Source organism: Paenibacillus sp. J22R67 (genome assembly GCF_059692175.1).
The window spans coordinates 1-13155 of sequence record NZ_JCAUAX010000005.1; the positions used below are offsets into that span (position 1 = coordinate 1).

General features: G+C 45.3%; 8 protein-coding genes. 6 read left to right on the top strand and 2 right to left on the bottom strand.

What is annotated here, in order from left to right; translation table 11 throughout:
* Window positions 1-146: 146 nt before the first annotated feature.
* The 6 genes from AC58VC_RS20000 (at window position 147) to AC58VC_RS20025 (ending at window position 11880) form a co-directional block, all read left to right on the top strand.
* The gene (locus tag AC58VC_RS20000; RefSeq protein ID WP_497370608.1) at window positions 147-443 is read left to right on the top strand and encodes a DUF5316 family protein; all 297 of its coding nucleotides are present in this window, start codon (window positions 147-149) and stop codon (window positions 441-443) included.
* A gap of 102 nt (window positions 444-545) precedes the next feature.
* Window positions 546-749 carry a hypothetical protein gene (locus AC58VC_RS20005; RefSeq protein WP_497370609.1) on the top strand — a complete coding sequence of 68 codons (204 nt, stop codon included), beginning with the start codon at window positions 546-548 and terminating at the stop codon, window positions 747-749.
* 959 nt (window positions 750-1708) lie between these two features.
* A complete protein-coding gene (locus AC58VC_RS20010; RefSeq protein WP_497370610.1) occupies window positions 1709-6454 on the top strand; it encodes a pectinesterase family protein in 4746 nt (1581 codons plus the stop codon).
* 25 nt (window positions 6455-6479) lie between these two features.
* A complete protein-coding gene (locus AC58VC_RS20015) occupies window positions 6480-9071 on the top strand; it encodes an Ig-like domain-containing protein (protein WP_497370611.1) in 2592 nt (863 codons plus the stop codon).
* Between the two features lie 58 nt (window positions 9072-9129).
* The gene (locus AC58VC_RS20020; protein WP_497370612.1) at window positions 9130-10992 is read left to right on the top strand and encodes an S-layer homology domain-containing protein; all 1863 of its coding nucleotides are present in this window, start codon (window positions 9130-9132) and stop codon (window positions 10990-10992) included.
* Window positions 10993-11598: 606 nt separating this feature from the next.
* Window positions 11599-11880, top strand: coding sequence for a hypothetical protein (locus tag AC58VC_RS20025; protein WP_497370613.1), 282 nt, complete (start codon window positions 11599-11601; stop codon window positions 11878-11880).
* Window positions 11881-11924: 44 nt separating this feature from the next.
* Here the strand turns inward: AC58VC_RS20025 and AC58VC_RS20030 are convergent, their stop codons facing one another.
* Together AC58VC_RS20030 and AC58VC_RS20035 are read right to left on the bottom strand one after the other, a co-directional pair.
* Entirely contained in the window at window positions 11925-12695 is a 771-nt protein-coding gene (locus AC58VC_RS20030; protein WP_497370614.1) for a carboxymuconolactone decarboxylase family protein, read from the bottom strand.
* Between the two features lie 17 nt (window positions 12696-12712).
* The gene (locus AC58VC_RS20035) at window positions 12713-13087 is read right to left on the bottom strand and encodes a MerR family transcriptional regulator (RefSeq protein ID WP_497370615.1); all 375 of its coding nucleotides are present in this window, start codon (window positions 13085-13087) and stop codon (window positions 12713-12715) included.
* Between the last annotated feature and the right edge of the window lie 68 nt (window positions 13088-13155).

Genomic DNA, 13155 nt, shown 5'->3' on the forward strand with positions numbered 1-13155 from the left:
TCCTAGATGAAGAACGTCGGAAAGCCGTATGCGGGAAAACTGCACGTACGGTTTGATGAGGAGGGGCTGGGATCCCCAGTCCTTTACTCTACTTAGTTCCAATATGTGGTAAAATGAGGGTGAAGGCTTAGGGGAGGCGTTTACACTTGAAATTAGCTAAATTATCTCTTTTAAGTGGACTCATTGTTACTATAATTTTTTATATCTTGTCATTATTTCTAAACAGTGGTTTTAGTCAACGAATATCGGGCTGCATTGGATTAATTCTAATAATCACTACTATTATTACAAGTGGCTCACTGTTATCAGGTGACCGCCAACGAGCTAATGATAATACAGAAACCACAAATGATAAAAAACAAAGGGACAGTATCTCGATAGCATGTTTTCTTGCAGCTATCCCGATTTTACTTCTTTGGGGATATCTTAAATATTTTAAGTGAAAAATCGATTTAGCTAACGAAAGAACGATAGTTCCATCACGACATCAAGGCAGCCGGCACACACTGGGCTGCCGTTGCCCGTTTAAGTAATAGGTAGTATTTTTGCCTGCTGAAGAACACACTTTCACAGCACTCGAGGGTGCTACAATACCTGATGATGCAGCCTTACAAGGTGCTATGTTAAACCAGACAATGAATTGTAATGGTCAAGGTTCTGCTTCGTTAACATATAAAGCAATTACTGATGGTAATAAGGAGAAAGTCCGTTTTTATGTTCATAATATAGGAGAAAGAGTTGTATTTTAGACTTAAATCCCCTCAAGGCAACAATTGGATAAAAACCGCAGATGAAGCAGATACAGTCTTTTTACGTGAGATGCAATGGGGAATAGCGCAAGAAGGTCTGTGGAACTTCGATTTAAGCAATGAGGTTAATCCCCGGACCAACTTTATCATTACGGAGAATGGATCATGGAATAATAAAACTTATTCTTGATACTACTCAACAACTTGTAGGAGATTGGTTTATTGCCTATCGAATTGGAGCTTAGTTGATTAAGGTGTTCTCACATTTAGAGGACTGCTGAGAGGTTTACATCAGTTTTTTGTGAGAAATGCAAATAAGTATTGAATTTATAAGTAAAAGAGGGATGAATGTGGCTTTTAAGTTCTTAGATTTTGACTTGATAAGTGGTGAGGAGATAGATTTGGTTATTGAAGATAAAGTTCCAGCAGATTAAGTTAAAGGTTTCGTTCCTGCTTATAAATACAAAGTCGTCTTAAAAGGTCAAATGCGAGTTGTGGGAAAGATTGATGTCCGAATTCGCAATAGCGAAAAACTTTATTACGGTGGTCACATCGGATATTCCATAATTCAAAAAGCAAGATTTGAGGTTAATCTGTCACAGTAAAGCACCTTGCAAATCCTCGGTTGAGGTGGCAGGGTGCTTTTGTCTCTCGTAATTGTGCGGCAGTTTGAACTGGCATATGTAGTTAATTAAAAGCTATTGCGGAGCTAAAAGGGTAGAACGGTAAAGAGGTTATCCAACAGCTATAGCCTGACATTCCCCCTAGAGGTCATAATATAGGCATGACATAAGGTAGGAGGAGAACAATGAAGAGAACAACTTTTTCTCTAGACGGTACCCGATCTTCAAGGTGCTTACATATCGTTGCATAGCTGAAGTCATGGTTCGGAGAGTTGAGGCTATGCTAGCTTGTCAGATGGGAATCGGGATTGCCAAACTATGACAGGGGAGAATGAAATGGACAAACGATTGCAAAGCTGTATAAGCAAATTTATGGTGCTTTTTATGCTGGCAACTACGTTGCTGGGTGTATGCAGCAGATCAGCTCTGGCTAGCGATACGACGAATACCCGAAGTTTTGATGTGTGGGATTTCGGTGGAGCAGCGGCTGCTGAGGAAAACTATGTCAATCACATCACGGTAAGATTGCTTAATGGATTAACTGACTATGTATCATCGGGAGGATCGCCTGCCAAAGGCGTGTTTAAAGCCAATGCTCCTTTCGGTGACTTAACCTTATTCACAACCGGCACGCATAACAGACTCTACTATTATGACGGGAGTGCGAACGGTGCATTATCGTATGGCAATCCTACGAGCAAGACCTTCAGCGACGGATATGTGTCCAAAGGATCTATCTACGCCGGTGGTAACGGGGACGATACAACCAAGTACATCAAGCTGAATCATGTGGTTGCCGGAGATACCATTACACTTTATGGATTTGTCACGAATGGTACGGGCACGTCCAATGTTAATTTTGATTTAACAAGCCCGACCAACGGAACAACGAAAGAAAATACGGCTACAGTTGATCAAAATGGCAAGAAGGTTACGTATTTAGCTAAAGATTCCGGGAGCTTAAAAGTTTATTATACAAATTCGACGGCAAGTATTAAACCGAATGTCGCCAGAATCGTCAGAACGCCTGGCGTGAAAGTAAGCGGCATGCTGAATCTGAATGGATATGCGCTTTCGGGGCATTCGCTTCTTTTCCAGAACGAATCCACTGGCGATATTCTAAATGCAACGCTGAACTCGGATGGGACTTATGAGGCAACCCTCCATGCCGATTATACGTATACGGCTGTTCTTCAAGGCGTCAGCTCGGAGTATTCGATATCTGACACCACGAAAACTTTGATCACTTCGACATCACAAATTGTAAGCGGTATCAACAATGTAAATTTGGATGTAACTCAAACCTCAATGGCAACAGTTAACGGCAGCATAATGGGGTTTGACAGCGGCTATAGCTTGGATAACTTCAAGATCACGTTCAACCCGCCTGAAGAAAGTCTTGCCCCGGTCGTTGAGGCTAATCTCAATAAAACGAATATGACATACACAGTCGATGTCAGAGCAGGTGTAGCATACACAGCTACGCTTTCCGGTGTGAACGATTATGAGCTTACAGGCGGAAACAGCGTTTATACAAGCACAAACCTAATGCAAGATTTGAAGGTAGCCCCCAAAGCGGTTCATTCGGCAACGGGCACATTTGTAGGACTTCCGTCGACCATTAGCATTTCCAGCATTAAATTTACGAATGTGGATGACGGTTATAGCTATCCCGGTACGGTGACCGGCTCTGGCAATGGGATAGATGGAGGGTATTCGGTCAAGCTTAGAGACGGCGCCTATGCCATTTCAGCCATCAGCTCTGATCCAACATATTCAACCATTGGACATGTCGTGGTGAGTGGAGGCAGCACAATTAAGGATGTGAAATTTTCGACGACAACGCCCCCATCTGCACTCCCATGGGTAGGCGATTTGTATGTGGGAGACAGCTCCAAGGCTAATCACTTCGCAACGGTGAAAGAAGCGCTAACGACTGCTGCACGGATGAATCCAGCCAGTGAAGCGCAGCGAATCACGATCCATATTGCTCCTGGCGTTTACCGGGAACAACTGAAGGTGACGACTCCTTATATCAGCTTTGTTAATACAGATCCGAGTAAGGAAGTCAAAATCACGTGGTACTACGGCGTCGGATATGATTACTACAGTGCCGGGCCTGATGGTTCCTACAACGAAGATCGCGCGTTCGATAAATATGCCAAAGGCTACCCGGGCAACTTCAAGTGGGGGGCAACCGTTTTCCTGACAAACGCTGCCAAAGGGTTCAGAGCCGAAAGCATCGTATTCGAGAATTCGTTCAACAAATACGTAACGCAAGAAGAGCTGGATGACGGCGTTCAGGTGACGACAATCAGCACACCGACGAATCTTACCGTAAGAACATTGAGTCTTGACGTTACTTCCAGGGCAGCAACGGAACGAGCTGCGGCTGTCGGCGTTGAAGCCGATAATGTTGAATTCTACAACAGCAAATTTCTATCGAGCCAAGATACGCTGTATACAGGTAACTCTGTAACGAATCAGTACTACAAAGACTGTTTCATCGAGGGGAATACGGACTATATTTTCGGGGATGGCAATGCGGTATTCGATAATTGTACCTTGAACTTCACCGGATATAGCGATACTGGCTCCGGGGGCTACATTACAGCAGCTAAGCCTTCAGCGTCTAGCAATCCGCAATTTTTCGGCTATTTGTTCAGGGGCTCTGCGATAACAGGAACTGCGAGCAAGGTTCAGGCTCCCGGTCATTTTGGAAGACCTTGGGGACAAGACGCCAAAGTGAAATTTCTGGATACAAGGCTCCAAGACAGCTCGTTAATTACTCCCCAAGGCTGGACGTCAATGAGCAGCTCGACTCCGGAGAATGCAAGCTTTTACGAATATAACACGACTTATAACGGTCAGCCGGTGGATACTTCGGCCAGAAGAGGAAAAGTGCTTACCGCTGATACGGCAGTTACCGATGTAGCCGCTTATTTAGGTGGCGATTGGACACCTAAGTTTTATACACCTGGCCCCATCGCACCAGTCATCTCGGCAAATGCCGGAAATGGTCATGCAACGATTGCATGGACTACCGTCACAGGGGCTACTTACTACACAGTAAAAGGGAAGCCGATGGACAGTACGGTTTTCAACATGGTCTATGGAATTAACAGTCCAACCGTCACTTCTTATACCTACTCCGGTTTGACGAACGGAACAGTCTATCAGTTTGTCGTAACGGCTTCCGACGGACTTATCGAAAGTGTTCATTCAAATGTAGTAACCGTCAAACCCGGTGCTTCAGGGATTGCGCCCTCCGCACCATCCATTCATGCTACGGAGGGCGGAGCTTCGGCAACTATTACATGGAATACGGTACCAGGAGCAACTTCTTATCAGATTAAGGCAGGTACCGCAAGTGGCGTCTATCCTATGGTTCATACAGTAAACGATGCAAACACAACCTCTTATACGTTATCAGGCTTGACCTATAGAACAACCTACAATGTTATTGTTACTGCAAGTAATGCCTATGGAGAGAGCACCGCTTCCAATATAGTAACCATCACTCCGGGGCACAACGTGAGAATTAAGCCCCAGGATTTCGTTGGTGCGGATGTGGGCAGCCCGGCTATCGCAGGTTCTTCGAGCTTTGACGACGATACCAATGTATTCACGCTCACCGGCTCAGGTACGGGTATCAATAAAAACGCAACCGGACTCGACCAACTCTATTTAAAAGCCGTTAAGATCAAGGGTGACTATACGATCAGTACGAAAGCTACTTTTGTTGGCTATGCCCCAGGGGTTTACGGTAACCCAGGGCTGACGATCCGGGAGAGCCTTGATCCGAACAGCTATCACTTTACACAATTGGAGCAATATGCCAGCACGGCGGTAGGCGGTAGAAAAATGTTCCGGTACAGCGGTTCTTCCAACGGGTCCAATAATAACTTCCCTCTTAGCGGCACAGCCTATCTGCAGTTAACCAAGGTCGGAGATAAAATTACATCGATTATCAGCTCCGCTCCAATCCCTAAGGAGCCGACAGCATCCGATTCTTTAATTATCAGCACCGCTACCGCTACTAACCTTGGCTTGGATGCCAATGGAAATCCCAAAGAGCTTTTTGTAGGTTTGCTGGCTACTTCATCGAATGCAAGCAAGAGCATAACAGCGACATTTGAGGATGTCAGAATTGTATTGGCGGATGGAACGGTAGCTTTTGATTCAAACGAAGGAAAGCCGATCGCCCCCAAAAATATCACCGCTAAGCCATATAACGAGAGTGCGATGATCACATGGGATGCGCTTCCAACAGCAACTTCTTATACAGTCAAATACAGCACGAGTCCGCAGGGACCTTTTACACTTGCAAAAACAGTTGCCGATTCCACCTATCAAGCTGAAATAAAAGGATTGGCTAACTATCAGACGTATTATTTCGTCATGACGGCAAGCAACGCAAGCGGGGAGAGTGTGCCATCCACGGTGATAAGTGTCGTTCCTACTGCTTCCGCTTCCGTGCCTCCCGTTATTACGATGACTTCCGCAGAACCGGCAAGTCAAGTATACAGCGCATTGCTGCCTATCAGCGGCAAAGTAGACAAACAGAGCACCTTAACCATCACGAATAATGGTGTGCCTGTTAAACTCAAGGGTGAGCAAACAAGTCTGAGATTAAACAAGGGTGAAACGTTTAACACCACGTTAGTCTTGTCGCCAGGTTTGAATGATATCGACATCCAAGCATCTGATGACTACGGTTATGTCTCTACAACGAAATATCATGTTACCTATACGTACAAAGCAACAACCATCAACTTCTATGATGCCAACGGTCAAGCCGTTACGAAATTAGCGTCAGGAAAGGATATCGTTGTTACGGCGCAGGTAGACAACTTCATTGCTTCAACGAAGGATGCTGTGATGTTTACAGGTCTTTATGATGAGCACAACAATCTGGTGAAATTTATTTACACGTCAGAAACTTTAGCGAACGGAGAAGCTGAGCAATTTGCCGCACGTATGAAGCTTCCGGATGATGTGAGCGGATACACGTTAAAAGTTTTCATTTGGGATAATGTCGTCCAGATGCAACCTGTATCCGATGTGATTGTGCTGAAGTAAGGCGAAATGGGGAGGATACCTACACATGAAGAAGAAACTTGTAATGGCTGTGATATGCGGAGTATTAGGCTTTACATCCTTGCCTGTGGCAGGGGCGGTTCAGGCCGAAGGTGCGGCAGCGCCTTCAACCATACCGGCATTTCCCGGTGCTGAGGGCGGAGGCATGTATGCGAGCGGCGGGCGTGGTTATGATGTGTATGAAGTTACCAACCTGAATGATTCCGGCCCGGGATCTTTAAGAGATGCCATCAGCGCGGATAATCGAATGGTCGTGTTCCGTGTTTCGGGAACGATTCAGTTATCAAGCTCTTTAAACTTTACGAATCGGAAAAATATAACAGTTGCGGGACAAACGGCTCCGGGAGACGGGATCTGCATTGCCGGCTTCAACACAGATGTCAGCAATGCCAATAACATCATTATTCGATATCTCCGGTTTAGACCAGGTGCTGCGAATATCGCAAGTGAGCCGGATTCACTTGGGGGCAGAGGCTCCAATTATGTGATGATCGATCACGTATCCGCGGGCTGGTCTACGGACGAATCGCTTTCCTTTTATGAGAACAATCACTTGACCGTTCAATGGAGCTTGATCAGCGAGAGCTTGACTTTATCCGGCCACTATAAAGGGAAGCATGGATACGGCGGTATCTGGGGCGGCAATGAGACAAGCTTTCATCATAATCTGTTCTCCACGCATACGAGCCGGATGGCGAGGGTGGGTAACGGGACAACTCCGGGAATTGTGACGATTGCTAACAATGTGATTTATAACTGGGGCTTTAATAACATGTATGGTGGAACAGCAGGACTTAACTCCAATGTTATAAGTAACTATTATAAACCAGGTCCGGCAACTTTCAATTCGGTGAAAGGGAGAATCGTTAATCCTAGCGACGGCGGTTTTTACGTAAACGGGAATTTCATGGTTGGCAATCCTGCGTCAAGCACGGACAACAGCAAAGGGATTCAAGACCAGAGCGCGACCGCCAAAATTTTCAGCACACCATTTGTTGACGATGGCTATACCTTGCTGCAAATCGAAGATTCTCAGAATGCCTATGACAAAGTGATCCGTCAAGTCGGCGCTATTCTGCCGAGACGCGATGCAGCGGATGCCCGAGTGATCCAGGATGTGATCAACGGCACTGGCAGAATCATCAACAGGGAATACGAAGTAGGCGGTTATCCGGAGCTGACAACAGGGACCGTTCCGGTAGATACGGATCATGACGGTATGCCCGATGCTTGGGAGAATGCGCACAGCTTGAACAAGAACGATGCGTCCGACGGTAAAGCCATCACGGCAAGCGGCTACAGCAATCTGGAAATCTATCTGAGCAGCTTGGCCGATCTTTCTTATACACCTGAGAACCCGGTAGTGAGGGTGACAACGCCTACTTACAACGCACTGTATGCGGAAGACGGCTCGATGGAAATTAAAGTGGATGCGGAGGATGCGGATGGTATTGCTAAAGTAGAGTTTTATAAGAATGACGAAAAGCTTGGAGAAGACACCGAAGCTCCATATAGTTACATATTGGATCAGGCGGCAGCAGGCACTTATTTTATCTCCGCCAGAGCTTACGATAACTTAGGAAATGCGACACAGTCGACCTCCTTGCCGATACACGTGAACGGCGCCGAGGTGCAGGCTCCCTGGCAATCTGCTGATATTGGTAGCACTGCCGTACAAGGAAGCAGTAGCATGGATGCCGCTGGTACTTTAACGGTTAAGGGATCGGGTAAAATAACCGGAACAAAGGATAGCTTCCACTATGTTTATCAACCCATCAGCGGCAATGCGTCCTTGACGGCGAGACTGGATTCTATCGCGTTGCTGGACAATAACGCGATTTCTGGCCTTATGCTCCGTGAAAGTCTGGATCCCGATGCCGCTGAGGCGATCATTAGCACCTCCATCGTGAAGGCTGACCGAGACGAGAATTTAAACGGAGATAAAGATGACACGTATTACGCGACTTATTTTTCAACCAGAATGAACAAAGGCGAGACAGCCCAAACACTCAATAGCAGCGATTACCCGCAAGACTATTTGCCGGCACTAACGGATCACACGTTGCCAGCTTGGCTAAAAATCGAACGAGTGGAGAATACGGTAATTACCTACACCTCGATAGACGGGAATGAGTGGAAGGAGCTTGCCAGGAAGGAATTTGCTATGGGGAAAGAGGCCTATATCGGTTTTGCCGTAGATGCCTCACAACCGTCGATCTCCAATATTTACTACAATACGGCGAAATTCTCCAACATCGCGCTCTCGAATACATTTGACGTACAGGATATTAAAGTCACCGATCTATGGGGGAATGTCTTGACAGAGCTTGTGCCTGGATCGAATGCGGTAGCTGAAGTTACGGTTAAAAAGAACGCCATAGCGGTACAGGATGCTGTAATTGCGATCCAGCTAAGTGACGCCAACGATAATGTGCTGGGCACTTCCTATGTGAAGTCGCAGTTCAATGCCGGGCAAACCAAGACAGTGCAAGCAGGGTTTAGCACTCCGTTGAATCAAGAGGGACTCAGAATTAAAGCATTCGTGATCAATAGCTTGACAGAGGGCATGAGAATTTCGAATGAAAAGTCAGTTCAATAATTGGAATTCGGTTCGAAGCCAACGAGATTGATATGCAATCTAAATGAGGGGCGAAAATATGACAACCAATTGCTTCAGATACTTACGGATGTTATTGGCAGTGCTGTTATTCTCAGCGATGCTTCTCCAAGCAAGCCCTGTGAGAGTGTTCGCCAACTCAACGCTAACCGTTAGTCAAACTGTTGAGAATAATAGAGCTGCATTTCAAGTAGTTGATGCTGCAGCGTCAAATGATTCGGTATCCATACTGGTCATGCAAAAGCAAACGAACTCCGTAATATACACGGATCAAGCGGTTCTTGTAAACGGGGAATTCACGTTTGCCACCTTGCTGCCAAAGGGAGAATACCAGGGATATGTCAGCTCCGCGAGCAATGAGAAGGTGATGCTTCAGGACTTCAATATCGTAAAGGAAGAGAGCATCGTCGGATTCCGGACTTTGAATCAGGTGGTTGTAGCCAAAGGCGCAGCTGTCGTATTGCCAAGCTCTGTCATTGCTATCTTTGATGATGGAGCTAACCGGGAGGTCGGTGTTCTGTGGACCAACATACCGCAAACAGACACTGACGGTCAATACACGCTAACTGGCAAAGTAAATGGAATCAACCAAACGGTTAGTTTGGCGTTAAAGGTCGGCGAAGGCAGTACCGGTGGAGAGGATAACAATACTAACAGCGGCAACGGGAGCTCAGGTAATCATACAGGCAGCGGCGGTAATACCTCGACGAATAATAATTCCACGCCAACGGTTAACGGTTCAATGATCACGTTGACGACTAATCTTGATAGCACAATAGCTTCAGCATTAGCTGAAGTCTCAGAGGAAGCTATTAACGATGCGCTAACTCATGCTGCTGCCGACAACAAAGGTATCAAGACGGTCAAAATTAGTTTGGAACCCGTAGACGGTGCGAAAGCTTACGAATTGATATTGCCGTCAAGCGCGCTAGTGCAAGGTGGAAACAAGCAGCTTATCGAACTTCATACACCGGTAGGCGTCATTGAGTTGCCGGGCAATATGGTAAAATCCTCTTCAGCGGCGGGAAGCTCTACCATTTCCGTTTCGATTGAAGCGGTTGATATCTCCACTGTGACAGACCCGATTTTGAAAGAAGCTATTGGAGAGAGGCCAATCGTAGAATTGAACTTGAAAATAGACGGCAAGGTAATTAATTGGGAAAATAAAGCAGCACCAGTCCAAGTATCCGTCAAGTATATTCCTCAACCTGGGGAGAATCCTGAACATTTGGTCGTTTGGTATATCGATGGAGCAGGGAACGCTGTTAAAGTTCCAAATGCCAAATACGATGAGAAGACCGAAACGGTAACCTTCCGTGCTTCTCACTTCAGTAAATATGCCGTGTCCTATGTTTATAAGACCTTTAAAGATGCCGGAGTATACCCATGGGCGCAAGTTCCAATTGAAGTGTTAGCCTCTAAAGGTATTATCAACGGTGTCTCAGAGACTGCGTTCCATCCCGAAGAGAAGATTACTAGAGGAGACTTCCTGCTTCTATTGATGAAAACATTGGGATTAACAGCGAACTTCAGCGGTAATTTCAGCGATGTCAGCCAATCGGACTATTATTACGAAGCATTGGGCATTGCAAAACAGCTCGGGATCGCGAATGGAACCGACGGCAATATCTTCAATGCTACGGCATATATTTCCCGTCAAGATTTGATGGTTCTTAGCGCAAGAGCATTGCGAATCGCAGGCATTCTGACGAATCAGGGCAGCGTGGAACAAATTCAGGATTTCAGCGATCGAGCGGATGTAGCTGCGTATGCACTCGAAGATATCGCTGCGATGGTGAAAGAAGAGATTGTAAGCGGTGACGGAAGCCTTCTTCACCCACGGGAGAAGGCCACCCGCGCAGAAACGGCCGCCATCATGTACAGAATCTTTCATAAGCTGTAATTAAAAAGATATTATCTTGGCAAGATATGAAACGAATGAGGGCAGATAATGTCAGGGAAATACGAGAGACCGAGTATCCAGATATTTATTTGTTAAATCAAGAGATCTACATGCATTTTCTGAAGAAAAGTATATCATCTTTGTTTTTGAGCATTATCTCATTAATGGCCGCGAAAATCGTGGCTTTTTTGTTTTATAGAATCAAATTCTTGTCACGAGCCAATGGCAAGAACTTGATCTCATTCCCTAAGGAAGGCATGGAGGAGTATTTTCAAACTGATTAACGAGGAACGTTAGCAGAATAAAGACGCCACAGCAGCCGGTCATGATGATTCTACTGACAATAGGAGGCTGCCGGCACGATCGGCAGCCTTTCATTCAATTAACGGGCAGGTTACTTCCAATATGTGTTAATATGGATTGTAGCATTACGAGTTTATACTGGGGGATTTAACCATGACTAATGTAAACGTTCTGGAGACAAGATTAGCCAGCAGATAAGGAGAAGGTGATTCAAAAGAAGAGACCAACACAGTATTTTCTGACTTATCATTGATTCGGTATCCTTATTTCAAAGGCTGAAAGAGTACGACTTAGTACCTGCCTTTGATTGGGGTAATGATTATTGAGATAGCCCTTTGTTCACCGGAGGGTCACACCCATCATTGGGGAGAAAAAGTCCCTCTTAACAAAGTAACCGCACATGATTTACATCTCGATAATAGATTAGGGATTGGAGATAAGGACAATTGGTTTAGATATAACAAACAAAGTTTCTTAGGCAATATTTACGACAAAGTAGCGAACAAAGTGTTAAAAGGTCTAAGAGAGGCAGATGATTATTGGTCTTCCGCCGCAGACTTCGCTAAGCTAACGAAAGAACGTTAGTTGTGAAAAGGGCCACCAAGTGGCAGTCCAATCAAATTCAACTATTAATGCGGTAAGAAGATCTCTTTCGCAACTTTTATGGCGTTCAACACTTTAGGGAATCCCGTGTAAGGGGAGCATTGTAGTAGTGCCTCAATCGCTTCTTGTCTCGTAAGACCTACACGAATTGCGGCATTGAGATGAACATGCAACTGCGGCTCGCACCCACCTTGAGCAGTTAAGGCTCCTAACGTGACGAGTTGACGTTGTCTAGGGTTCAATCCTGGGCGACTGTAGATTTCACCAAACGAAAATTCGATGATTTGTTCAGCTAACAGAGGAGCAATAGCCGCAAGTGAATCTACAACCTCTTCGCCATGTTTGCCATCGATTTCCTGAAGTTTTGCCACGCCTCGTTCTCGCCGTTCTCCTATATTTTGTAGAAGCTCGTCCTCGATGTTTACTTCGATATTTTGTTCAGCAAAAAGTTGTTTTGCAACTCCAACGGCATTTAAAGCACGAGGAAAGCCGCAAAACGGAATGCAATGGGTAGCAATTTCTATAATTTCGTTCGGCGTGATCCCAACTTTTAAGCCGAATTTCATGTGCCATTTGAGTTGATTTGGAGTATCGCCTAATGAAATTAACGCAGAGATCACAATCATTTCTCTTTGTTGATAGTTTAGTACGGGATTACTAAAAAGTTGCCCGAAAAATTCAATAATGTATCTACTGATGTGTGGGGATACGTGACTTAAACCATTAATGACTCCCTGAATACCTGCTTCATCAGTTTCTTGAAACAGTTTTTTTCCGTTTTCAAATGATGAGTTCATTGCTCAACTACCTCCAGTTATTGGTTTTCTAATTCCCATTGACGGTAAATCTCTATTTTTTCGTTGATGACTTCATCATGTTCATGAAGTCTCTCGATCTGTTCTGCCAACTTTTTCTTGTGGGCTTCCAGCAGAATTCTCCTTTCTTTGGTTGTAGCGGAACCTTGTCTTCTCAAGTCAGCGATCTGTTGCATTTGCCGTATGGTCATTCCTGTCATTCGAAGCCTTACCAAAAAACGAATCCATGCTAGATCGTTTGCAGAATATTGGCGGCGACCGTTCGAACCCCTAGCTATCGCATGAATCAGACCATTTTTCTCATAGTAACGCAAGGTGTGTACGGTGATGTCAGTAAGGTTAGAAATGGCTTGAATGCTTAAATATTTTTCCATAGAGTAAGTTTACATCTTAGAGCGTGCTCTAAGTCAATAGAGGCACGATAAAACGATGCAAAGTCACT

Bases quoted from the DNA above. Each gene is read 5' to 3' on its own strand.
- AC58VC_RS20030 (WP_497370614.1), bottom strand. From the start codon at position 12,695: ATGAACTCATCATTTGAAAACGGAAAAAAACTGTTTCAAGAAACTGAT.
- AC58VC_RS20010 (WP_497370610.1), top strand. From the start codon at position 1,709: ATGGACAAACGATTGCAAAGCTGTATAAGCAAATTTATGGTGCTTTTT.
- AC58VC_RS20020 (WP_497370612.1), top strand. From the start codon at position 9,130: ATGACAACCAATTGCTTCAGATACTTACGGATGTTATTGGCAGTGCTG.
- AC58VC_RS20035 (WP_497370615.1), bottom strand. From the start codon at position 13,087: ATGGAAAAATATTTAAGCATTCAAGCCATTTCTAACCTTACTGACATC.
- AC58VC_RS20015 (WP_497370611.1), top strand. From the start codon at position 6,480: ATGAAGAAGAAACTTGTAATGGCTGTGATATGCGGAGTATTAGGCTTT.